At 50.0% G+C, this 23,305-nt stretch carries 24 protein-coding genes; 9 read left to right on the forward strand and 15 right to left on the reverse strand.

Features of this window, described 5'->3' with window-relative positions:
* Positions 1-13: 13 nt before the first annotated feature.
* The 3 genes from SYN_RS05325 to SYN_RS05335 all read right to left on the reverse strand — a co-directional run bounded on the left by SYN_RS05325 (position 14) and on the right by SYN_RS05335 (position 2,785).
* Complete coding sequence (locus SYN_RS05325; RefSeq protein ID WP_011417034.1) at positions 14-613, reverse strand: DUF3568 family protein; 600 nt, start codon at positions 611-613, stop codon at positions 14-16.
* Between the two features lie 92 nt (positions 614-705).
* On the reverse strand, positions 706-1,575 hold the full coding sequence (locus SYN_RS05330) for a rhomboid family intramembrane serine protease (protein ID WP_011417035.1): 870 nt from the start codon (positions 1,573-1,575) through the stop codon (positions 706-708).
* A 19-nt stretch (positions 1,576-1,594) separates the two neighbouring features.
* Entirely contained in the window at positions 1,595-2,785 is a 1,191-nt protein-coding gene (locus tag SYN_RS05335) for a TraB/GumN family protein (protein ID WP_041584767.1), read from the reverse strand.
* A 233-nt stretch (positions 2,786-3,018) separates the two neighbouring features.
* Between SYN_RS05335 and SYN_RS05340 the strand changes: the two genes are divergently transcribed.
* Positions 3,019-4,269: a class I SAM-dependent RNA methyltransferase gene (locus SYN_RS05340; protein ID WP_041584768.1), complete on the forward strand. Its 1,251-nt coding sequence runs from the start codon at positions 3,019-3,021 to the stop codon at positions 4,267-4,269.
* 146 nt (positions 4,270-4,415) lie between these two features.
* On the opposite strand, the gene SYN_RS05345 is transcribed toward SYN_RS05340, so the two are convergent.
* On the reverse strand, positions 4,416-5,165 hold the full coding sequence (locus SYN_RS05345; RefSeq protein ID WP_041585417.1) for an MBL fold metallo-hydrolase: 750 nt from the start codon (positions 5,163-5,165) through the stop codon (positions 4,416-4,418).
* Between the two features lie 187 nt (positions 5,166-5,352).
* On the opposite strand from SYN_RS05345, the gene SYN_RS05350 reads away from it, so the two are divergent.
* Positions 5,353-5,985: a L,D-transpeptidase gene (locus tag SYN_RS05350; RefSeq protein WP_202943593.1), complete on the forward strand. Its 633-nt coding sequence runs from the start codon at positions 5,353-5,355 to the stop codon at positions 5,983-5,985.
* Positions 5,986-6,125: 140 nt separating this feature from the next.
* The gene (locus SYN_RS05355; protein WP_237671313.1) at positions 6,126-6,926 is read left to right on the forward strand and encodes an SIR2 family NAD-dependent protein deacylase; all 801 of its coding nucleotides are present in this window, start codon (positions 6,126-6,128) and stop codon (positions 6,924-6,926) included.
* A gap of 101 nt (positions 6,927-7,027) precedes the next feature.
* On the opposite strand, the gene SYN_RS05360 is transcribed toward SYN_RS05355, so the two are convergent.
* On the reverse strand, positions 7,028-7,681 hold the full coding sequence (locus tag SYN_RS05360) for a response regulator (protein WP_011417042.1): 654 nt from the start codon (positions 7,679-7,681) through the stop codon (positions 7,028-7,030).
* A 557-nt stretch (positions 7,682-8,238) separates the two neighbouring features.
* Between SYN_RS05360 and SYN_RS05365 the strand changes: the two genes are divergently transcribed.
* Together SYN_RS05365 and SYN_RS05370 are read left to right on the forward strand one after the other, a co-directional pair.
* Positions 8,239-8,667: an NUDIX hydrolase gene (locus tag SYN_RS05365; protein ID WP_041585420.1), complete on the forward strand. Its 429-nt coding sequence runs from the start codon at positions 8,239-8,241 to the stop codon at positions 8,665-8,667.
* Positions 8,668-8,802: 135 nt separating this feature from the next.
* A complete protein-coding gene (locus SYN_RS05370) occupies positions 8,803-9,549 on the forward strand; it encodes an acetylpolyamine aminohydrolase (protein WP_011417045.1) in 747 nt (248 codons plus the stop codon).
* A gap of 32 nt (positions 9,550-9,581) precedes the next feature.
* On the opposite strand, the gene mnmE is transcribed toward SYN_RS05370, so the two are convergent.
* From mnmE to rpmH, 6 genes are all read right to left on the reverse strand, one after another.
* Positions 9,582-10,955, reverse strand: a complete 1,374-nt coding sequence (gene mnmE / locus SYN_RS05375) for a tRNA uridine-5-carboxymethylaminomethyl(34) synthesis GTPase MnmE (protein WP_011417046.1) — start codon at positions 10,953-10,955, stop codon at positions 9,582-9,584.
* A 35-nt stretch (positions 10,956-10,990) separates the two neighbouring features.
* The gene (gene jag, locus SYN_RS15155) at positions 10,991-11,791 is read right to left on the reverse strand and encodes an RNA-binding cell elongation regulator Jag/EloR (protein WP_049749910.1); all 801 of its coding nucleotides are present in this window, start codon (positions 11,789-11,791) and stop codon (positions 10,991-10,993) included.
* 19 nt (positions 11,792-11,810) lie between these two features.
* Positions 11,811-13,445, reverse strand: a complete 1,635-nt coding sequence (gene yidC, locus SYN_RS05385; RefSeq protein WP_011417048.1) for a membrane protein insertase YidC — start codon at positions 13,443-13,445, stop codon at positions 11,811-11,813.
* Positions 13,446-13,519: 74 nt separating this feature from the next.
* A complete protein-coding gene (yidD, locus tag SYN_RS05390; protein WP_011417049.1) occupies positions 13,520-13,744 on the reverse strand; it encodes a membrane protein insertion efficiency factor YidD in 225 nt (74 codons plus the stop codon).
* Positions 13,741-14,100, reverse strand: a complete 360-nt coding sequence (gene rnpA / locus SYN_RS05395; RefSeq protein ID WP_011417050.1) for a ribonuclease P protein component — start codon at positions 14,098-14,100, stop codon at positions 13,741-13,743. The genes yidD and rnpA overlap by 4 nt, the downstream gene beginning before the upstream one ends.
* A gap of 56 nt (positions 14,101-14,156) precedes the next feature.
* Positions 14,157-14,294 carry a 50S ribosomal protein L34 gene (gene rpmH, locus SYN_RS05400; RefSeq protein ID WP_083756449.1) on the reverse strand — a complete coding sequence of 46 codons (138 nt, stop codon included), beginning with the start codon at positions 14,292-14,294 and terminating at the stop codon, positions 14,157-14,159.
* Positions 14,295-14,472: 178 nt separating this feature from the next.
* Here rpmH and SYN_RS05405 point away from each other — a divergent pair, with 178 nt between their 5' ends.
* Together SYN_RS05405 and SYN_RS05410 are read left to right on the forward strand one after the other, a co-directional pair.
* The gene (locus SYN_RS05405; protein WP_041584769.1) at positions 14,473-15,840 is read left to right on the forward strand and encodes a TolC family protein; all 1,368 of its coding nucleotides are present in this window, start codon (positions 14,473-14,475) and stop codon (positions 15,838-15,840) included.
* Positions 15,841-15,849: 9 nt separating this feature from the next.
* A complete protein-coding gene (locus SYN_RS05410; protein ID WP_011417053.1) occupies positions 15,850-18,483 on the forward strand; it encodes a calcium-translocating P-type ATPase, PMCA-type in 2,634 nt (877 codons plus the stop codon).
* On the opposite strand, the gene SYN_RS05415 is transcribed toward SYN_RS05410, so the two are convergent.
* Positions 18,446-19,312 (reverse strand): amidohydrolase family protein, encoded by an 867-nt coding sequence (locus SYN_RS05415; RefSeq protein ID WP_041584770.1) that lies wholly within the window; start codon positions 19,310-19,312, stop codon positions 18,446-18,448. The genes SYN_RS05410 and SYN_RS05415 overlap by 38 nt on opposite strands.
* 24 nt (positions 19,313-19,336) lie before the next feature.
* Positions 19,337-20,203, reverse strand: coding sequence for a TraB/GumN family protein (locus SYN_RS05420; RefSeq protein ID WP_011417054.1), 867 nt, complete (start codon positions 20,201-20,203; stop codon positions 19,337-19,339).
* A 426-nt stretch (positions 20,204-20,629) separates the two neighbouring features.
* On the opposite strand from SYN_RS05420, the gene SYN_RS16225 reads away from it, so the two are divergent.
* A complete protein-coding gene (locus SYN_RS16225) occupies positions 20,630-20,782 on the forward strand; it encodes a hypothetical protein (RefSeq protein ID WP_158302930.1) in 153 nt (50 codons plus the stop codon).
* A 74-nt stretch (positions 20,783-20,856) separates the two neighbouring features.
* Here SYN_RS16225 and SYN_RS05425 read toward each other — a convergent pair whose 3' ends face one another.
* The gene (locus tag SYN_RS05425; RefSeq protein ID WP_011417058.1) at positions 20,857-21,234 is read right to left on the reverse strand and encodes a hypothetical protein; all 378 of its coding nucleotides are present in this window, start codon (positions 21,232-21,234) and stop codon (positions 20,857-20,859) included.
* Between the two features lie 372 nt (positions 21,235-21,606).
* Positions 21,607-22,125, reverse strand: a complete 519-nt coding sequence (locus tag SYN_RS05430; RefSeq protein WP_202943594.1) for a hypothetical protein — start codon at positions 22,123-22,125, stop codon at positions 21,607-21,609.
* Between the two features lie 186 nt (positions 22,126-22,311).
* Here SYN_RS05430 and SYN_RS05435 point away from each other — a divergent pair, with 186 nt between their 5' ends.
* The gene (locus tag SYN_RS05435) at positions 22,312-23,028 is read left to right on the forward strand and encodes a phosphoribosylaminoimidazolesuccinocarboxamide synthase (RefSeq protein WP_011417060.1); all 717 of its coding nucleotides are present in this window, start codon (positions 22,312-22,314) and stop codon (positions 23,026-23,028) included.
* Positions 23,029-23,305: the final 277 nt, after the last annotated feature.

Raw genomic sequence — 23,305 nt, forward strand, 5'->3', positions numbered from 1 at the left:
TTAAATTATTGGCTTAAATTGGCTGTTCCTTCAACGGGTTCAAATCCCGCTCTTCATTTTTATCGATGATCGGCGGATCGTCCAAAGGAACCACTTCCTTCTCTTCATTCCTGTCCACAACAGGTTTGGTTTCGGATGAAATCAGATCCTCCTGTTTAGATTCGCCAGCTATTGAAGGCACGGAAAGTTGCGCGGCGTTTGCAGCCCCTGACGATGACAGGGCCTGCCCGATCTTCTCATGGATGAGCCGCGCCGCAAGTTGATTGCCGCCTATGCCTGCCAGTACGGATACGGCTGTCCTGTTATTATCCACATATTCCACTTTTAAGATGATCTTGTCTTCGTAAATATTGGCCGTCAGTTTGCCGGAGGCGATTTTGCGGTCTCTCACAATGGTTGTAGCATGGAGTTCCTGAAGGGTCTGTTCACAGGCCTGCCAGACTTTATCGATGGGATGGGGATAAACGGCCTGCAGGTAACCGCTTTCGTAAAGAAACTGACCGGACTGAATGCCCAGGATGTTGCCGTTTGTAATAACGGCGGTATCACAGCCGGAAACGAAAAACACACCAAGCAGCAGAGCTGCGGAACACAAGCTGCTGATACGTTGCATGAGGCGCCTTCTCCTTTAAATATTATTCTTAATATATTCGATGGTTACTTACCCTTAACAGGGTTTTTTCATATAGACAACCTGCAATTATGTCAATAAGAATTAATAATTCCTGATATTATAAAAAAGGTGTAGAGGGTCTGCATGACCGCCCAGAGCAGTACCGAGACCGTCACAAGAACACAGGCCATCCCGAGAATTCGATGAAGAGAGTTTTCCGCGGATTTATCCTCATACCCAAGAAGAAATCCCGTCAGAATGCCGGCGGCGAGTCCTCCGCCGTGCGCCCAGTTGTTAATGCCCGGCACCAGAAGACCGAAAAGCACAAGACCGACAACCCAGCCGGTGGCCTGGCGGTAGATGGTCTCGCCGTAAAAACCCCCCCGGCTCTTGCCATAGAACAGAATGGCGCCGATCAGGCCGCAGAGGCTGGCGGAAGCACCGATGGTAAAGGGAATGCCCACTGCGTAGGAAAGAAGGAAACCGGCAATGCCCGTAATGGTATAAATAATCAGAAAACGGAAAAAACCGTATTCATGGAAGACAAACGTACCAAGCTGGGAAAGGGCGGCCATGTTGAAGAAAATGTGGAGAATTCCCCCATGCAGAAACGAAGCGGAAATAAGGGTCCACCAGCGTCCGTACTGGTCGATGGGAATGGTTCCTGTCGCACCCAGAAAAAAAAGACTGTGATTGGAAGGGGAAAGAAGTGTCAGGGGATTGAAAGACGTTCTTATAGCCGATGGGTCAAAGAGGATTGACAGGATGTAGAAGGCCACGTTGATATAAATAAGAAGGCGGACCGGCTGCAGGTTTCCACTTTGCAGGCGCCCGAAAAAACCGGCAACCCATCGCGATCCCGGATTTTTCAGGCCGCAATGGGGGCATACGGGTTCATCCGCGCTGACGAGTCTGCGGCATCGGGGGCAAAGGAGAGAATTTTTTCCATGGGAAGTCATCATCGCTCAAGTCAAACATCGGCTAAAAATATTTCATCATGACCGGAATCGCGGCGAAGGTCCCGATGGAGGTCGTCAGGTTCACGATGGCGATCAAAAGAAGAATGCGCGTGATCTTGTTGCGGACGAAGCCTCTGATGGACATGACATCCTCTTTCAGGCTCAGAAAATCCTTGACCCTGGGCTTGCGCAGCGTTGCTTCTGCAAGACCGGCAACCCAGCCTGTGGCGATCAGGGGATGAAGCGTGGCGACAGGCGCGCTGCAGGCGGCTGCGGCAATCGTCAGGGGGTGTGCCAAAAGAAGAAGCGCCCCGGCCGCGGCACAGACCGCCGTGATGGATGACCAGGAAAGGATCATGTTGAGGCTTGCCTGAAAGCCGGAGTTGAAAAATCCGCCAAGAAAGAGTCCGACAATACCCAGGGAAAATCCCCAGCCGAACACGCGGCCCCACAGACCAGGTGGCGGAATGATCGAGATCTCCTCGATGTTCACGTTTTTCTTCTGTTCAATTGCATTCACAATGCCCGGGATATGGCCGGCGCCGACCACGGCAACGACTTTGTCTCCGTCGGCATGGCGAATGGAATGGGCCAGGTATTGATCCCGTTCATCGATCAGGGTGCTTTTCAAATCGGGCATCTTTGTTCCCAACTGGCGCAGGGTCATGTCCAGGACGTCATGTTCCTTGAGCTTTTCAATGTCCTCTTCCGTGATTTCTTCCGTCATGAAAAGGGACAGAATCATTTCCGTCATCAGCTTTGCCTTGTTGAAAAAGCGCATTTTCCGCCAGGTTCGCAACAGGGTCGTCCGAATTTCTCTGTCTGCCAGAACGATGCGTTTGCCCTTTTTTTCCGCCAGGGCAATGGCTCGAAGCATTTCTTCTCCCGGGTTGATATGGAACTTTTCCGCGATTTTTTTCTGAAAGGACAACATCAGAAGCTGGGAGAGCAAAAGGGAGGTCCGCTTATCCCGGATGACCTTCATGATATCCATCTCCTGCCACTGGTCCTTCTTTTCCAAGGCGTCAAAGCGGGCCTGACAGAGTTCGACGCATACCGTGTCCGGATTTTCCTCTTCAATTACACGTTCCACCAGATCAGCGCTTTCACGGGACACGTGGGCCGTACCCACCAGGATGATTTCCTTCCCTCCTGACAACAAATGATGTACATTCCGGTTTTGCGTAGTATTTAGAATGTTTTCTTCAATCATGGACAAATTCCTATCAGTATTTTATTGGCTTGTAAAGGGAAATACTATACCAAAAAATTCTGAAAAGTCCGTCCCAGCCTTAACTGCATTGAAAAAAGGGGAAAATATGGGAGGGCTTTCAAATTACCGGCGGATCTGCCTCCTCAACTATTTTGAGGTAATCATATTTGTTCGCTGTGAGGATTTCGGGTTGATTGCCATCCCGGATGACTGTCGATAGTAACGGAGAAAAGATGAACAAAAAGAATGCATGGAAGTTGCCGCGAATTGGTCAAAAAGTTGAAATAACAATAGAAAGTGTGGCATTCGGCGGTTCAGGGATCGGCCGTTTTGCCGGATTGGTGATCTTCGTTCCTTTCACGGTTGATGGGGATAGAGTTGAGATTGAAATTACCGAGGTGCGACAGTCCTATGCCAAGGGACGGATGTGCCGGATATTAAAGCCTTCGCCGTTCCGGACCGTGCCGGAATGTTCCCTGTACGAACGCTGCGGCGGGTGCCAGTATCAGCATATCGCGTACACCCACCAGCTGGAGATCAAAAAAAATCAGGTTATTGATGCCTTTGAACGGATCGGAAAGCATCCTGCACCTCCTGTCAGGGATGTCATCGCCTCCCCGATGCCTTATGCCTATCGGGGGAAAGCGGAATTCCACATCAGTTTTAAATCGGGGCGGCTCCCTGTAATCGGTTACAAGGAGGCTGCCGACAGCCGGATCGTTCCGGTGTCGCGATGTGCAATAGTGGACGAGTCCGTCAACCGGTCCCTGACGGCTCTCCGGGGGAAGCTGAACGCCATTTCTGCCGCGGGTCGAAGAGGCGGAAAAAAGGAGGAACGGGTTATCCTCTGGTCCGATACCGGGAAAGCCGCTGTTGACCCCGGCGTTTCCGGGGGCCGGGGCGGGCTTGTGATGCGTCCGGTAAAGGAAAAAATGCTGCGCGCTCCTTTTCAGGGGTTTTTCCAGGCCAACAGTGCTCTCGTCGGTTCCATGGTCGATTCGGTGATCCGGGCCTGCGCGCTTACCGGGAAAGAAACCGTTCTGGATGCATACTGCGGTTCCGGTCTTTTTTCCCTCTTTCTGGCTTCTTCTGCACGGCAGCTGTTTGGGGTGGATGCGGACGGGGAGGCTGTCCACTGTGCTGCTGAGAATCTTTCGAAGGAGGGGATATCGAACGCGGAATTTTTTGCCGGTGATGTAGGTGAAATTTTACGGCACACTTTTCTGAAAACGCAGCAGTCCGTGGATATCGTGGTTCTGGATCCCCCGAGGATCGGTTGCAGTTCCGACGTACTGGAGGCTCTCAAGAGCCTTGGCCCTGCCCGGATCATTTATATTTCCTGCAATCCGGCCACCCAGGCCCGGGATGTCCGCCGTTTGCGGGATAGCGGATATATTTTGAGAGATCTGCAGCCCATCGATATGTTTCCCCAGACGAAGCACATCGAAATCGTCGGTCTGCTGGAAAGGGAAAACAGGATATAAGACCAGTCTCATATCAAAGCGCGCCATGCGTCGGTTTCGTTATCGGCTTCCCGACGGCGCCGGTCTGCGCCTGGATGACAGCAGTACCGCCGCAGGCCCGCCGCCCTGCTGTCATCTTTGATCCACAATTGGAGTGATATTGGAAATTACAGGTCGATTTCCAGATCGTCTCTGGCGGCTGAGGTTTGGGGAAAGATTTTCCGGGCGACAGCTTCGGACTCATCCCTGAATGCGGAAACCGTATAGAGGCGGGCATCGAAGTGCGTCAGGACCAGCCGTTTCACTCCGGCTTCCGCGGCGATCCGGGCGGCCCCTTCCGGATTGAGGTGAGGCCAGGCGTCACTGGATTGACCTGCTCGATAAGCGCATTCGGAAATGAGAAGATCGGCCGATCGGGAAAGAATCACGGCATTCTCGCAATAGCCTGTGTCCGAGCAGTAACTGATGACCCGGCCATCGAGGGATATCCGATAGCCCAGAGTGGGAACGGGATGATTCAAGGTCAGGGCCTCTACGGGGAAGGGGAGTTTTGAGAGACAATCCGGAAGCTCCAGAATCTCCACAGGGTAGGGCAGGGCGGAAATTGCAGCAGTGAAGGGACGGTTGACAAATTGGGCTAAAAGTTCTTTACTTCCTTCCGGTCCACAGATGACAAGCCCCTGCGGGAAAGAAAATTTATTGAGGGTATGCAGACCGATGATGTGATCCAGATGAAAATGGGTCAGGAACAGGTAAAGGGGCCTGGTGTTGGTATCGTTGATGAAACGGTCCAGTTTGTAAAAGCCGTTGCCGGCGTCGAGAACAAGGTCAAAGGCTTCAGACCGGACGAGGGTGCAGATGGTGTTTCCCATGCCCGTGTCATACCAGCCGTTGGTGCCCAGAAAAATGATTTTCATATTTTTCCCCCTCTCCTGGAATGCCGATCCCGGCCATGCATGCAGAAAGGCGGAATGATCATTCTGTCCCACCACGAAAAGGTCAACGCCTGTCGCTGCTGTTTGCCTGTTTAAAACAGGGGTCTGATTTATACAGGCAAATGGCTGTAATGACAAGGTCGAAATGAAGGGAAATGAAAAGGATGAGATGAAAAGGGAAGATCCTGGCAAACAGCGTGCGAAACGACCAGCCGGTCTGTCCGGTCCCAGCCGACGGTTTTTTCTCTCCGGATTGCTGATTGTTTTACTGACCCTGTGCGCGACAGTGGATGCAGGCAGGCGATCCCATGCGGGAATGCTTCAGGGGCAGCGCACCGTGGGAATTGACAGACGCCACGCAATTGAAATCAGCGTCAGCCGGAAAGTTTTGATTCTTTATGAAAAGACTGCGGGTAATAAACTGCTTCCCCGACGGGAATACAAGGTTGGGACCGCTGTTCTGGGGCTCGATGTCTATCCCCTCGGCAAAGGTCAGGTGACGGCCATTGACTTTTATCCCTCGTGGTATCCAACGCCGTACTCCCGGGAGGTTTTTCGAAAGAGGGGAATTGAGCTCCCGCCAGCGGTGCCTCCCGGCCACCCTCTGAACTACATGGGCGCCGCAAAGATTTCTCTTTCCCACAGGACCAGGAAAGGGGCCATCTACCGAATTCACGGCAACAACAATCCCGGACGCGTGGGCCGGCGGGTAACGGGTGGGTGCTTCGTCATGTATAACGATGATGTGCTTGAACTGGCCAGGACCATTTCCGTGGGAACGGAGGTGAATATTCTTCCATGATGGCTCTTCAGATACTCAGATAATTTGTTTTAATTTTGCCTGACTGTGTTATGTATTCCGGGATACGCGGCTGGAGAACCTATTGAAAATCTGCAAAATGAGGACTTTTTTGTAATTACATAATAATGAGAGATTTCAGCATGAGTGACAGGGAATTTATGGAGAAAATCGACGCCGTTGCAGACATGATCTGGATGGCCGGCCGCGTTGTGGTTTTTACCGGGGCGGGGGTTAGTACGGAATCGGGAATTCCTGACTTTCGCAGTCCGGGGGGATTATGGGATCGTTTTGATCCTGACGATTTTACAATTGGGAAATTTCTGCGCAGTGCTCAGACGAGGAGGAAACAGTGGCGTATCCTGATCGCTGGAGGCGCGCTGGCTGAAGCACAGCCTAACCGGGCACATCTGGCTGTGGCCGAACTGGAAAAAATCGGGAAGCTCAATTGCGTAATCACTCAGAACATTGACAATCTGCACCAGAAGGCAGGAAACGCGCCGGAAAAGGTATATGAGCTCCATGGCAATATGCGGTGGCTTAAATGCCTGAGCTGTGGCGACCGGGTCTCCGTTCCTGAAATGTTCCGGGAGACCGCGTTGCAGGAAATGGATGGTTTTCCCTTTTGTGCGAAATGTCAGGGCCTGATGAAACCGGATGTGATCTTCTTCGGAGAGGCTCTTCCGGAAAAGACGTTGCGGGATGCGACCTGGCAGGCTCGCAACTGTGATCTGCTGCTGGTCATCGGATCTTCCCTCGTGGTTTATCCGGCAGCTTATATGCCCATGTACGCGAAAGATGCCGGCGCGCGGCTGGTGATCATCAACAGGGATGAAACACCCTATGACTCAGAGGCCGATGTCCTTCTGCAGGGATCAGCGGGAGAGATCATGAGCCGTATTCTTGACGCAGTAAAGCATCGAACCGGCTTCAAACCCGGGTAGAAGCCGACAAAGCGCTGAGTGGATCGAATGTATTCTTGAAGCGCTCTTTCTGAGATAATTGTTGCCGATGTTTTCAGATATTCCCGCCGTCGATTCCATTTTCAAGTGCCGACGGTTGTCAACCCCTCACGGATTGCATATTTGATCAATTCAGCCACACTGCCCACTCCCAGTTTCTGGGTGATATTCCGCCGGTGAGTCTCCACGGTTTTAACACTCACGTGCAGATTCGCGGCAATCTGTTTCGCCGACAGTCCTTCAGCGAGAAGCTGCAGCAATTCTCTTTCCCGCGGTGTCAGTTCTGAAGATACGACAACGGAAGTTCCCGCTGCCTTGTGGACGTAATTTTTGACCACGATGTCGGCAATTGTGGGACTCAGGTAGGTGTGATTGGACAGGACGGTCTGAATGGCATTGACGAGTTCTTCAAAAGCGCAGTCTTTTAAAAGATAACCCGACGCCCCCGCTTCCAGCATGCCGATTACGAAATGACGATCGGCATGCATGGAAAGGGCGATGACTTTAATTCCAGGGAGATCTGAAGTAATTTTTCGTGTGGCATCGATGCCGTTCATATCCGGCATGGAGATGTCCATGATGATGATTTCAGGATGCAGTTCTCTGGCAAGAGTAATGGTCTTTTGTCCGTTCTCTGCTTCCGCGACTACATTCATGCTGCCATGGGTTTCAAGAAGTGTACGCAACCCGTCACGTACTATTTTGTGATCGTCGGCAAGAAGAACATTGACACACATCTCCTCTTCTCCTTTTATTAGAGGTTACATGTTTTCATTCCTTTATCGCGGTTTCCGTTATGGACTTGGGTTTCTCGTGGCCCCTGAATACTTTATTTTATAAGATTAACCCCGCTGATTGAAAATCATAGACCTCGTTTTCGAGAATCGGAGCCAACTGTCAAGGAAAAAAATACGTTTTCGATATCAGCAATCAGCCTTGGTTATTCAAGGTAATTTTTGAAGGTGAACTATGTCACATTTCATGAATTCATTCATATTACACCCAAAACGGGATGCCAATAGGGGAAACCCTTATTTAGACGGGGTTATTGGCTGAAAAGTGATTCAGGATAAGGATGAAATGGCGCTCTTTCCTCACGCTTCTGGCGTAAACAAAGAACTCATTGAAACGATTGAGGAAATATGATATTTTTTCCCTCAAACAACAGCATGTCTTTGTTGTGTTCCTTGAAAATACAACTGCTATTTCAAGGAATTGCGTGATAACGTTAAGATTGTGTCGGAATAACGTAAATTTAAAGCCGAAGAAATTCGCTGAAAAGGTGATGGGAGTCATGTCTAAACGTGAGTATCCGGATTGTCCCCGCGTGGGTGTGGGAGCCATTGTTGTCAAGGATGGCCATGTGCTCCTGGTGAAACGCGCCGCAGCGCCTAATAAAGGACTGTGGGCCATACCGGGAGGTTCTCTGAAGCTGGGTGAAACCTTGAAGGACGGAGCAGAACGGGAAATCCTTGAAGAAACTGGGATTGTGGTTGATGCCGGACGCCCTGTCTACGCTTTCGACTACTTCGAGAGAGATCCGGAAGGAAAAATCCGTTTTCATTTCGTTATTGTGGATATGCTGGCCGATTACATTCGAGGCGAGGTGAAAGCTGCCGATGATGCCTTGGATGCTCGCTGGCTGTCACCGGAAGATTTGAAAGATTTCGAATTATCCGTCAGCACCATGAAGATTCTCAAATATCTAAAATTCATCGGTTAATTTTTAATCGTTCGGTTTAAGAGGGATAATCCGGGAAGTCAGATTGGGCATCTCTTCGATGTCCGAGGTTTTATAAATTGATGCCATTGTCAGCCAGCCGTAACAGAAGGATCTTTTACGGGAGGTGTCGAAATCATGAAAGTCATTTATCATGACGACTTCTGTCAATCGTACACCAGTGATCCGGCCGCCGCTCATGGCCGGATGGAAGCCATTGTAAATGCGATTCAGGATCGGGTCGAGTTTGTCAAAGCCAGACCCGCCGAGGAATCGGATATTTCCGCGGTACACACGCCTTCGCACATCGCTCTGGTTGAAAGGGAAGGCCTTTATGAAATTGCCTCGCTTGCCGCGGGAGGGGCAATTCAGGCCGCTCAGATCGGGATGAACGAGCCCGCCTTCGCATTGATCCGACCTCCGGGCCATCATGCATCCGCAGGCAGCGCCTGGGGATTCTGCTATTTCAACAATATGGCCATCGCTCTGGAAAAATTGAAAAGGGAAGGGTGGATTGTCAAGGCATTTATCCTGGATTTTGATCTCCATTTCGGTGATGGCACGGTAAATATTCTGGAACGGAAAGGGTATGTGACGATTTATAATCCATCGGCGCACGATCGAAATGAATATCTTCGAAATATCGAAAAACACCTGTCTTCGGAGTCATTTGATATTCTTGGTGTTTCCGCTGGGTTCGATAATCATGAAGAGGACTGGGGCGGACTGTTGACGACGGAGGATTACAGAGTCATTGGGAAAATGGTCTGTGAGGCCTGCCAGAAATATCGATGCGGAACTTTCGCCGTTCTTGAAGGAGGGTATAATCATCGGGTGCTGGGCCGGAACGTACTGGCTTTTCTGGAGGGACTCGAGGGACGGTAAGAAAAACGTTTCAGTGAAACGTGTCCGGATTTTCACTTTCCAATGCAGAATGACGAAAAGATGCGATCCAGGATATCTTCCGTCACGGTTTCTCCCGCAATTTCACCCAGAGCCTCCAGGGCTTCCCGGATGTCGAGCGCGGCAAACTCCTGAGACAAGCCTTCCTGCAGACTGGCCAGGGCCTGGGAAACCTGTTGCCGGGTTTTTTCCAGCGCCATTTTATGACGCAGGCTGTTGATCAATACGTCCCCGTCCTGCTCCCCGGCTTTTTCAAGAACCAGATCGTATATTTTTTCTTTCAGGACTGCAATGCCTTCGCCGAACTTTGCGGATACCCATAAAGGATCTGTTCCGGGAAAGCAGGCGATAATGTCTTCCTCTTTCAGAGAATGGTCCAGATCTGCTTTATTGATGACCGGCAACAGGTTGTATCCCTGAAGCCGCTTCAGGATTTTTCTGTCTTCATCCGTCAGATCTTTGCTGCCGTCGAGAAGAAGAATCACACCGTCGGCAGTGGCCAGCTTTTCCCAGACCATCCGGATGCCTTCGCATTCGATGAGATCATCCGTCGGATGGATGCCTGCGGTGTCAATCATTCTTACTGAAACGCCCTGGATGCTGATAGCTTCTTCAATGAAATCACGGGTTGTTCCCGGCACCGGGGTAACAATGGCTCTCTTTTCCTGTAGAAGGCAGTTCAGAAGACTGGATTTTCCCGTGTTTGGTTTTCCGGCAATAACAACTGTCGCGCCGTGACGGTAAACTTTACCTTGGTCATAAGTCGAAAGCAGGGCTTCGAGATCACTGGAAAGGCGTTCAAGTTTGCTCAGGACTTCGGAAGGAGAGGGGAATTCCACATCCTCGGTGAAATCGATAGCGGATTCCAGCAGGACCTGCACATCGATCAGCTCATCCCGCAATGAGTCGATTTTCTGTTTCAACTGTCCTTTCAGGTGGGATACGGCGGCTTCAAGCCCCTTTGAGGTTCGGGCCATGATGACGTCACCGACGGCCTCAGCCTGTGTCAGATCGATCCGGTCGTTGAGAAAAGCCCGCCGTGTGAATTCTCCCGGGTCGGCAAGACGGGCACCGCTCCTGAGGACCGCCAGAAGAACGGATTCCAGGACGAGGATTCCTCCGTGACAGTAAATCTCCAGGGTATCTTCACCTGTGTAGGAACGGGGGGCTTTCATCAGACTGACGAGGACTTCATCGATCACCTGACCCGTTTGAGGGTCTGAAAGGTCCCCATGATAGAGATAGCGGGGTTTAAAAAGGGTAACGGAATGTGAAGATTTGAAAAGAAGGTTCAGAATACTCGCCGCTTCGGACCCGCTGATCCGGACGATTCCTATGCCGCCGGTGCCGGCGGGTGTGGCAATAGCGGCTATTGTGTCTTTCAGCATTACATTATTGGAGGCTTAAAAAAGCCGGCTCCTTTTTACGACCGGGATTCTCTGGTCGCGATTCGTGCCGGTAGAATGACAATCTTGCGGTATTCACCCTCACCCCGGCTTCTGGTGACAATTGCGTCATCATTCTGGAGCGCAAGATGGATAATCCGGCGGTCGTGAGCGTTCATGTGACCAACCGTGACCGGTTTCCTTGTTTTCTTGACCTTTTCGGCAAGCTCCCTGGCCAGAGCGTTCAAGGACTCCGCCCGTCGCTTTCGATAGGATTCCGTGTCAATGATAATTACTTTCCGTTCATCGGGTGTCTTCATGGCGGCCTTGTTTACGATATACTGGATTGCGTCCAGGTTCTGGCCCCGTTTGCCGATGAGCAGGCCTCCGCCATCGCCGTTTATTGTAAGAAGAATTGTATCGGAGGTTTCTTCTATGCTGATAGGGAAATCAAGATGCATGCGAGTCAGAATGCCCTCGAGAATGGTTTTCGCCCGCTGGGCGAGAGGTACAGCCGAAGGTTCTTCCAGTTTATCGGAGATTGCCGGACGTGTCGGGGACGGTTCGGCGACCGGGATTTCTTTTTTGATTGTCAGTGGCTGGGATAGTTCGACCTCTTTTTTCTCTTCTTTGGGAAGGTCAAAGGCACTCTCCAGGTCAATGCCCAGAGATAAAATACTGGCTTTGATCTTTGCTTTTTTTGATCCCAGGCCCAGAAAACCTGTTGAACCTTCCGATATGATTTCGATATTCAGTTTTTCTCTGGGTACGTTGAATTCCTGACAGGCCTTTCCTATCGCTTCATCTATGTTTTTGGCTTCAATTTCTATGGCATCCATTTCCGCACCTAAAATCCTGTTATGCTTGTTTGTTGATATAGTACTGTTGTCCAATGCTGAGAATGTTGTTAAATAACCAGTAGATGACAAGCCCGGATGGGAAATTCAGAAACATGAATGTGAAGATGACCGGCATCCAGAGCATGATTTTGGCCTGGGTGGGGTCGCCTGAGACAGGTGTCATCTTCTGCTGAAGAAACATCGTCGCTCCCATGATGATAGGCGTAATATAATACGGATCTTTCGCGGAAAGATCCTGGATCCATAAGAAAAAGGGTGAGTGGCGCAGTTCGATGGCATAGAGGAGCGCTTTGTAGAGGCCGAAAAATACGGGAATCTGAATAATCATCGGCAGGCACCCGCCCATGGGATTGACTTTATAGGCCTTGTAAAGCGCCATGGTTTCCTGGCTGAGCCTTGCTTTATCGTTTTTGTATTTCTCCCGAAGTTCAAGCATCTTCGGCTGAAGTTTCTGCATTTCCTTCATGGACTTGTAACTCTTGTTGCCCAGAGGCCAGAAAAGAATCTTGATCAGAATCGTCAGGATGATTATGGCGATTCCGTAATTATGGACATAATTATAGAGAAATTTCAGACTCAGCAGGAGCGGCATGGCCAGCCATTTCAGCCATGAGCCGAAATCGATGGCATTCTCAAGACCGACGCCCTGGGCTTTGAGAATATTGTAATCCTTGGGGCCCAGAAAGAGCTTATAAGTGAAAAATCCGGCCTGTCCGGGGGGAATGATGTTCTTGGGTCCTTTCAGACTGGTGGACACCATGTTGCTGCTGTCCTTGGAAAGGGACAGGCTGGTCAGTGAGGGATTTTGAGGAATCATCGCGGCAATGAAATATTTGCTTTCAAACCCTCCCCAGGATACATCGGGTCCCAGGGATTTAGGCGTCTCCATTTTCGTGACTTTTTCCCGTTCAACATCTTTAGCCACATAAGATACCGGGCCGGTATGGCCGTAGCTGTCTTCCTTGGCTGACGGATCCACATACTGGTTCCAGAAGAGCGCGATCTCCTGACTCAGGGGAACTTCAGAGAGGTTATAGGTCCTGATTTCCAGGTCAATGGCATATTTCCCCGGATTAAAGGTGTAAATCTTTTCAATTTTAATTTTGCCGGGCCAGGTCTGAACAAAAGTCAGCCGGCGGGATTCGGAGGTCGACTTCAGATCGATGGCTGGAACATCGGCTTTGAAAAAAGACGCGGGGGAAACGTCGACACTGGAAGCCGGGAAAGAAATGCCTAAAGGATAGGGCATGGCCTCTTTGACATCGACCAGTTCGATCGGTTTGGAATTGACGGCCAGTGTTTCACGATAATTCTTTAAGGCAAACGATTTCAGCGCTCCTCCCTTTGTGGTGAATACAGCTTGATACAGGGGAGTGTCGACGGTGATTTCCTGTTCCTTCTCAGTACCGTCCACCGGCAGGGCAGCTGCTGTCTCCGGATTTGCCGCAGAGCCGGAAGACGGCTCGTCAGCTGGTGTCTGCGGGGAAACGGGTGCAGCAGGATTCACAACGACCGTATTGCTCTTATTTTCATTTACCGGTTTTGGGGGCGGGGTGGTTTTATAGATGAATATCTGGTAGATTAAAAGTACTGCCGCCGAAAGGACGAGGGCCAGTAGCGCCTTTTTGTCCATTAATTACCTCCGTTGAATTCGTAATTGCACTTTGCGGTCATAAGCCCGTCAGCCTGTCGCGTCTTCGCAGATCTCTACCGAACCGGATCATAGCCGCCGGGGTGGAAAGGATGGCATTTGAACAGGCGGATCAGTGCGAGCCGGGAACCTTTCGAAAGGCCGTGTTTCCTGACTGCAATTATTGCGTACTCGGAACAGGAAGGATAAAAACGGCAACAGGGGGCAAAAAGGGGGGATATCAATATCTGGTAAAGACGGATAAGGATGATAAGGATCTTCGCAAAAAATTCACTGGTCATTCTTGAGTGATATTCTGTGGTTCTTTTGTAAGCAATACACCCAGCTCTCTGCAGACGTCAGCATATTTCATCGATGATGTATTACCCTTAGCAATGATAACGATATCCTGGGATGCTTTAAACCTGTCTTTGTTCAGTCTGAAGAATTCTCGAATCAGACGTTTGATCCTGTTCCTCTTTACGGCATTGCCGATCTTTTTTGTAACGGTCATTCCGAGTCTTGGAAAATCCAGATCATTTTCGGAAACGACGATTGTGAAGTGTTTTGTAAAACTTCGTTTCCCATGCTGATAGATCTGCAGATAGCTTCTTCTCTTCCTGATCCGTTCACTCTTTTTGAGGGTCAGTTTTTTCATCTGCCGCAGAACGGGCCATGCTCAGGACGCCCGCAGGCTTTTTTATCCTGCAAGGATCAAACCGTGAGACATTTCCTGCCCTTGGCTCTTCTCCGACTCAGGACCAGTCTCCCACCTCTGGTGGACATCCGGGTACGGAACCCATGCGTCCTTTTTCTTTTCAGATTGCTCGTATTTCTTAAAATCTTTTTCATAATTCAGCCCCGTTATTAAATATGTAAGCATTGCCATTAATCATAGTGCCGGAATATTGTCAAGATTAAAATCCCTGAGGGGGGCATGCTGATTTTCTGTTGACAAGCTCAAGCATTGCATTCATTTATGAACCATCGTTCATCATCATTATCAGATCCCCTATCGGGAGGGCAGGCTATGAAAAGGAGGAGACCGCTAAAAAAGATTCTGGGGAGCCTGTTTCTCGGACTGTTGCTGGCCTGGGCGGCATGCCCCACCATGGTTTCCGGAGAAAATCCGTCGACCATCACTTTGAAGGAAAGCATCGAAGAGGCCTTGAAGAAAAGTGCAACCCTACATTCCACAAAAGAAGGAGTTCTGATCGCAGAAGCGCAGCGCAGAGAGGCTTTTTCCGCTTTTCTTCCTTCATTCAGCACATCTTACAGCTACAAACACTTGAATGAAGCCCCGGAATTTACTTTGCCGATTGTTGTTGAACTGGGTCTGACGCCCTTGGCGACACAAGCGGGTACAAAGGACAACTATAACTGGACTGTTGAAGTCCGGCAGCCTCTCTTTGCCGGAGGGGGCATCCTGTCTAATTATCAGGCCAATAGAATCGGTCTGGATGCGGCACGCCAGGAAGAGCAGACCGTCGTTCAGGAACTGGTCCTGGAAGTTCAGACGGCATATCTGAATATCATCAAGGCGGAAAAACTTCGAGAAGTGGCCCTGCAGTCATTGGAGCGCCTGACCGCCCATCGGGACATGACCCGTCACTTTTACGAAGTGGGAATGGTTCCACGGAACGACCTCCTTTTTGCTGAGGTTGAGCTGGCTAATGGCCGGCAGGAACTGCTCCGGGCGGAAAACGGGATTGCCATGGCGAAAGCGAAGTTCAACACGCTTCTCAGAAGATCGATGGATAAACCAGTGGTCGTGGAGGATATCCTGGCCTACAAGCCCTACGATAAGGACTTTAATGACTGTCTGAAAACGGCGCTGGAGAGGAGAACGGAGATCAAGACATATTCTCTGAAGTTGGAACAGGCCGGCAAGGCTGTTCAGGTGGCCCGAAGCGAGTATTATCCTTCCGTCAATTTCGTGGGCAATTATTCCCGATATGGCGACAAACCCCGGTTGGGTGGTACTTCTTATCAGGACTCGGAAAGCTGGTATGTGATGACTGTGGCAACCTGGAATTTCTGGGAATGGGGAAGGACGAAAAACAGAGTGGAAGCCAGTCTCAGCAGGGAACGCCAGGTGAATGACGCTCTGGAGAATATTCGGGATCAGATCGCCCTGGAATTGAAAAATGCCTGGTTGCTTCTGAAGGAAGCGGAGGAACAGATTTCGGTTACCCGGCAGGCTGTGGTTCAGGCTGAAGAAAATTATCGGATCAGTTCGGAGAGATACCGGGAACAGGTTGCCACCGCCACGGATGTGATTGATGCCCAGACGCTGCTCACAAGAGCCAACTCTGATGCTACCCTGGCCTTGAGCAATTATCAGACTCAACTGGCCCGTTTGAAACGGGCCATGGGGTTGAACTACGATGAGGAGTAAGGAAAAATAATGCAATGGCATCATAAGGATGTAGACCGTATCTTTTCGGAGCTAAAGACTTCACCCCGAGGGCTCTCTTCTGATGAAGCCGCTGCACGTTTGAAACAGTTCGGTCCGAACATATTAATCGAGAAGAAAAAGAAATCCCCATTCATCATGTTTCTATATCAGTTCAGGGACTTCATGATCCTGGTCCTTATCGTCGCAGCCGTAATTTCCGGATTCATAGGGGAACTTTCCGATACCATCGCCATCGTGGTCATTGTTGTGATCAATGCCGTGATCGGCTTCGTTCAGGAATATCGGGCGGAAAAGGCCATGGAGGCTCTGAAGAAAATGGCTGCGCCCACTGCCACCGTTCTCCGGGACGGACAGCCGGGTACGGCGCCCGCGTCGGAACTGGTTCCCGGCGATCTGGTCGTTCTGGAGGCAGGGAGAATCGTGCCGGCTGACATGAGGCTCGTTGAAACGGCTCATATGAAAGTTGAAGAAGCCGCTCTTACCGGGGAATCGGTTCCCGTAGAAAAGCATACAGAAGTCCTGCCCGATGAAGACGTTCCCTTGGGAGACAGGGGAAATATGGCCTATAAGGGAACCTTTGTAACAAGTGGCCGCGGTATGGGGGTCGTCGCGGAAACGGCGATGAAAACGGAGTTCGGCAAGATCGCCGCCATGTTGCAGGAGGAGGAAGAGGTTAAAACCCCCCTTCAGAAAAGAATGACGATCTTCGGCCGGAAGCTCGCCCTGGCTGTACTCGTCATCTGCGCTGTTGTTCTGGGGATCGGCCTCCTCCGAGGCGAGCCTCCCATGCTGATGCTGCTGACAGCCATTTCTCTGGCTGTTGCCGCCATTCCCGAAGCGCTGCCCGCCGTCATCACGATATCCCTGGCCATCGGGGCGAAGAAACTTATTAGACAGAACGCCCTTATCAGAAAGCTTCCTGCCGTGGAAACCCTCGGTTCGGTGACCTATATCTGTTCCGACAAGACGGGCACCCTGACTTTGAACCGGATGACTGTGGAGGAATTGTATATCAACGGCAGGATAGTTCATGCGGGAGACTTCGCTCCCGGTGAAGGGGAGGAAAACGCGGGCCGTTTGCTTATGATGGCCCTGGCCTTGAGCAACGATGCTCAGGCGGGAAACGGCGGCGAAATTCTGGGCGATCCGACGGAAACGGCCTTGTTCGACATTGCCGGGCGATATGGGTTTAATAAAGCGGAACTGGAGAAAAGGCACAGGCGGGTGGCGGAAATTCCCTTCGACTCCGACAGAAAATGTATGACGACCTTTCATGAGTGGAATTCCGGTTTTGTTTCATTCACTAAAGGAGCAATGGATATTCTGCTGGAAAAATCGGCGGACATGATGCTTCCTGAAGGACGAAGCGCCGTGGATTGTTGCGAAATTCAGCGCGTCAATGAGACGATGGCAGTCGACGGGCTGAGGGTCCTCTATATTGCCATGAGAAGATGGGACCATCTTCCCGAAGACATGTCGCACGGTAATATCGAGAAGGAACTAACCCTGATCGGTCTGGTCGGCATGATCGATCCTCCCCGGAAGGAAGCCGGAGAGGCAGTGGCGATGTGCCGGACCGCCGGTATCAGGACGGTAATGATCACCGGTGATCATCCTGTTACGGCCCGGGCAATTGCCGAAAAGCTTGGAATTCTTGATGGAGATGGGATGGCCGTCGTTACGGGCCGGGAACTGGATCAACTCTCCATTGAGGAATTCGAGGAGAGGGTCGAGGATATCCGGGTCTATGCCCGGGTGGCCCCGGAACAGAAACTGAAGATTGTCAAGGCGCTGCAGGAGAAGGGACAGTACATCGCCGTGACGGGTGATGGGGTTAACGATGCCCCGGCGCTGAAACGGGCGGACATCGGCATTGCCATGGGAATTACTGGAACGGATGTTTCGAAGGAAGCAGCACACATGATCCTCCTGGATGACAATTTCGCTTCCATCGTCAAAGCTGTGAAAGAAGGCCGAATGATTTACGACAACATCCGGAAATTCATCAGATATCTCCTGACGACCAACTCCGGCGAGATCTTGACCCTGTTTCTTGCACCCGTTCTGGGTCTGCCAATCCCGCTCTTGCCCATTCAGATCCTCTGGATCAATCTTATAACCGACGGCCTTCCCGCTCTGGCCCTTTCTGCAGAACCGGCAGAGGGAGACATCATGACGAGGCCACCCCGGCATCCTCAGGAGAGCATCTTTTCCGGCGGGATCGGTGCACACGCCATCTGGGTCGGCCTCCTGATGGCCGGCATCGTCATTTTCGTTCAGTTCTGGTCGATCCGGTCCGAAATCTCAAACTGGCAGACCATTGTGTTCACAATACTCTGCCTGACCCAACTGGGTCATGTTCTCGCCATTCGATCGGAAAGACAGTCTCTGTTTAGAATCGGTTTATTCTCCAATCGATACCTGCTCGGCGCCGTGCTTTTTACCTTTCTCTTTCAGATGGCAACAGTTTATGTTCCCATTCTGAACCCGATCTTCAAGACGGAGCCCTTGACCCTTGTGGAATTGCTTTTTACTCTTGCATTGTCGTCCATCGTCTTCTTTGCCGTAGAGCTGGAAAAATTTTTCAAACGGCGAAAGACGGCAGTTTCGCAGGCATATTGAGGAGACGAAGAGCGTTTCCGCCCAGGATCAGATTTTTCTGATCCGGTTTCAGGGGGAGGCTGCGAATGGCCTTCAGGTTTTCCGCCAGATCGGCCACGCCCGGCCAGTCCGATCCATAAATGACCTTATGGGCGATTCGTTCCAGCTCCGGAAAGTATTTCAAGAGATTGTGTGGCGGAAGACCGGCGATTTCCATGTACACGTTCTCATGCATTTTTGCGAGAAAATACGCCCGGTCGTACCAGAATCCCCGTCCGCTATGGACCAGCAGCAGTTTCAGACGGGGGAAATCCACGGCGACGTCGTCGAGGTAGAGGGGGTCGCCGTATTTGAGCCGGGCTCCTTGAAAAACGGAACTTCCTGTATGGAGCATGACGGGAATGTCCCTGGCCTGAGCAACGGAATACAGGGGATAAAGCTTCCGGTCGTTGGGGTAGAAATGCTGATAGGTGGGATAGAGCTTCAGTCCCCGGAAGCCGAAGCGGATGATAAGGTCTTCCAGCCTTTCCGCCGGGGCGAACTCCATTGCCGGATTGACGCTGGCAAAGGGGATCAGTTCCGGCCTTCCCTGACAGAATTCCGCAACGTATTCATTGGGACAGATTCCTGTGGTGATGGGGCAAAGTTCCGCCATGACCACGGCATAGTCAATGCCGCACTCTTTGAGCAGTTGGACAAAGGCGTCAGGATCACTGTATTTCCTGCTGAACTGTTCATAATCACATTTTTGACTGACAATCTTCTGGATCCAGCCCAGGGCCGAGGGCTGGAAGGTTTCATAGTTGATGAGATGCATGTGAAAATCGACTACGATCGATTCTTCCGGCATGTTGCGGTCCTCCTTTCTGGATTATCACCCGGCTTGCAGCTTTTTGACGATATATCCCCTTTTTTTCAGGGCTTGGATTATACCGTCTGGCCCCACCAGATGGCCTGCGCCGACAAGGATGAATTCGACTCGGGGAGTCTTCGAATAGGCATCGATTATGGGCAGCCAGTTTCTGTTGCGGTCCGTCACCAGTTTTTTATAGAGCCCCGGTGTTTTTTTGAGGTCGGCAATCATCAGGTCATTCATCTTGCTGGTATCGCCTCTTTTCCATGCATCGACCAGGCTTGTATACATCGGCTTGATGGACTTCAATTCTTTCAATGTATGCGCAACAAACACATCTTCATATCCTTCCGACATTCCTGCAATGAAGTCGATCTGCTCCTCCACCGTTTCAAATCCTTCGATGCTTTTTCCGTCCCGTTTTGCCGATGAATAAAAGAACAGATCAACACCATCCTGAGTTGCATCGAGCTTCGTCAGTTCAATAACCTCCAGCATGACGGCGATAATCGACGGTTTGAAACTTTTGAGAAGTTCCAGGGGGATGCCGTTGGCGGCACAGTATTCAGTCAGCAACTGATAGGTTTGGGGGGAAAGGTGCTGATCAATTGTGGAGCCATCTGCATACATCGCCTTGGACATCAACTTCTGTTGCGTCGACACGTCATTGAACTCGCCGGGGTCCACTTCAAAAACAAGGAGTTCGGATGCTTTGTAAGCCTTGTCAAATTCCGGCGGCAGGGGAAAATCAGACTGACGCAACAGGTGACAGGTTCCGCCCAAGTAAAACAGGGAATTACTCTTTTCGACCTTCCATACGGACGATTCGGCCAACGCCTGCGTACAAAACAGCAGAATCAGAGTGATGTTCAACAAGATTTTCTTCATATCCTGTCTCCCTTCGAAACAAATCAGCCGCCTCGCTTTTTTTAAATGTTGCTGCAACCCGGGAAACAATATCCTGAAAAGAATCAAGATGCAATACCGGATACTGTTACCTTCCGAATCACTTTTTTTCGATACTCGCCGACCGGAAAGAGTACAGAAAAAAGTTATATCCGGAAAGAAAACGAAAAAGTGAGGTACTTTCTGTTCTTTCGATCCTGGCTCTTCTTCCAGAATCAGAATTGCCTGTCCAACCTATACCGACCGTCTCTGCACATGCCGCTACGCCTTAGGCCTGCGCAGTTAGCAACGTGGCAGGTGAAATGATTTAAATGATTTATAGGGAAGACATCAGGAGAATCCGGGTTTAAAAATAAGAAAGGGAAATTTCAGATTTAACTGCGCTCCTTTTATACAATGAGCGCTTCGATGAAGAAAGCGGCAAGCGGATTGCTTTTTACAGGTTGGCGGAAAACCAAGGGTCTGCGGGAGGGGGGTGACTTCATCGCAACCGATCCTCAGACCGCTTCTGCCATCATCATCCCAGGCAGGAAAATTCCCTTATTCGGCAGCCGGGGATAATATCAGATAAGGACACCAGACCTGTTGAGGAGTCCTGTGCAGATAGGTGTAAAAAAGTCTTTTAACGGAAAATTTTAGCCTTCCCTTTTAAAACGTCTTCTTTCTATAAACAAACGTTTCTGAGGGGTTTCCTGTGCATTGACCGGTATCGGATTATCCGTTGGTTCAATGTATGCACCGATGACTTTTTCTCCCAGAACACAGCCGGAGTCGCCGCCGCTGGTCCTGATTTTTAACGTGCCGACATCGGTCTGAATACGATCCGTCATTTCATGAATTTTTTCGTTGCCGAAGTTTAATAAAGCCAAGAGAGCATCCTTGCGGGGATCATCACTCAACATTTCCTTGATGGCCTTTTCAAGAGGATTCATAGCAAATTTAATGTATGACTCTGTATCCCAGGTCCAATCCTGAACTTCATCGAGGTGCTTTGCCAACTCTGCAAGTTTCACAATACTTTACTCCCTTTCCTGTTTTATTTTCAGTGAGTAAAAAATCATCAAGTCACATGCAAGCAAAAAAAGAGCCACTGTAAATGCGCCGCCCTGGAAGGCGCGTTCCTCGCTTTGAGCTGAAGGCTTTGGAATCTCTGATTATTTGCCTGCTCTAATCTCAAGTGTTCTATATCATTGACATATTTCAGTAAAGCAGTGTAGTGGGGAATGGAAAAAGTTGAAAGACAGGCCGTTTTCCTGGAAGCTTGCGCTTAATCAATTGCAGTATTGAACCATCACTCGAGGAAACCGCTGTGGCATTTTTCCCACACATGGATCCACAGAGTTTCACCGAATATTGGTTGAACGTAATGTCGATAAAAAACATGTTTAAATTTTCAAAAGGATCTGTAATTTTGCAAGCAACGATCTAAAGAAATCCATGGCTGTTGGATCCGACAATTCCTGACTCCACACATGTCTGCCAAATCCCATCTGGGCCAGGACATAGTTTCCGATGGCAAACTGGCCAATGCTGACATATCCGGTTGTAATCTGCCCCAGACCAAAAAGTACGCCAAGGGCTATCTGTCCCAGAGACAGAACGCCGCAGGCTGCCTGTCCCAGACCGAACAGCAGGCCAACGGCCAGTTGTCCGACGGCGATAACACCGAAAGAGGCATGTCCTACTGCCAGAACGCCTGCAGCCAGGCGGCCGATGGCGATTACGCCACAGGCAAAGACGCGCTTACCCGTTTCAGGGCAGATGCCTCTTGTGTAGTGGATCAGGGGCAGACCGAACCAGATCCTGTCAGACTTATATTCCTCGAAGCAGCCTCCGTTGGGATACATGAATCGACGCCAGGTTCCCTTGCCGGTTTTCTCAATCCGATATTCTACGTTCTGCATCAATAAATTTTTCATCAAAAGGTCCATTCCGCTGTTGTCCAGCTCGATCAATATTGATATCTTACACTAACGACGAAGAAACACTATTTCGAATTTTGTGATGACGGCTATGACAGTGAAGATCATACCAGAGTGATGCGCTTGTAAGAAGAGTAAAATCTCGTATAGAAAACTCACATAAACGACATGAAAAACAAAAATACCCGACCAGCGCGGACTGGAAAAGCAGTTTTGCTGTATGAAGGAAAAACAAAAAATGTCTATATTCTTGAAAACGGCAATTATTTGCTGAAGTTCAAGGATGACGTTACAGGGCAAAACGGAGTTTTCGATCCGGGCGCGAATGTTGTAGGGCTGAGCATCGAGGGGATCGGTAATCTGAATCTCAGGATGTCGATTTTTTTCTTTGAAAAGCTGAGGGTAGCAGGTATTCAAACTCATTTTGTGAGTGCAAATCTTGAAAATTCAACAATGGAAGTGCTTCCCGCAAAGGTTTTCGGGAAAGGTATCGAAGTCATCTGCCGCCGAAGGGCCGTTGGCAGTTTCTTACGCCGTTACGGGGACTTCATCGAAGAGGGAGCTCCCCTTCCTTCTTACGTCGAGATGACCTTAAAGGACGACGATAGAAGCGATCCGCTTGTTACTAGGGATGGACTTATAGATCTTGGTATTATGAGCGGTAAGCAGTATGATGATATCAAGAAAAAGACACAGGAAATTGCAAAAATTGTTGCCGACTGCCTTCTTGAAAAGGGCATGGAGCTTTACGATATAAAATTGGAATTCGGTTGCAACGGGGATGAGATTATTCTCATTGATGAAATTTCTTCAGGAAATATGCGAGTTTACAGGGATGGAAAATACATAGAGCCTATATCACTATCGGAACTGTTTCTTAAATAAAATCGTTGCCGTGCTTTTCAGCGAACCGTTGCCGTTTTTCCCCTCCGTGTTAAAAAAGCTGCCGTTTTTTCACCTATATATCCGCAGGGAAGATATAGCAGTCATAAACATCTGCACATCGGCTGTCCCTGAAATCTTCAGGAAAGGCTATCAATTCTATCTGGTTGCTTTCCGGATCAAAGTTTCTCAGTTGTGGACGGTTATGTTATGAAACATAACCTTTCCATTTAATTCTTATCATAAACTTCCCCTTTGTCGCCGTTAGAAGTCGGCAGAT

The sequence above is a fragment of the Syntrophus aciditrophicus SB genome (assembly GCF_000013405.1).
Classification (GTDB): domain Bacteria; phylum Desulfobacterota; class Syntrophia; order Syntrophales; family Syntrophaceae; genus Syntrophus; species Syntrophus aciditrophicus.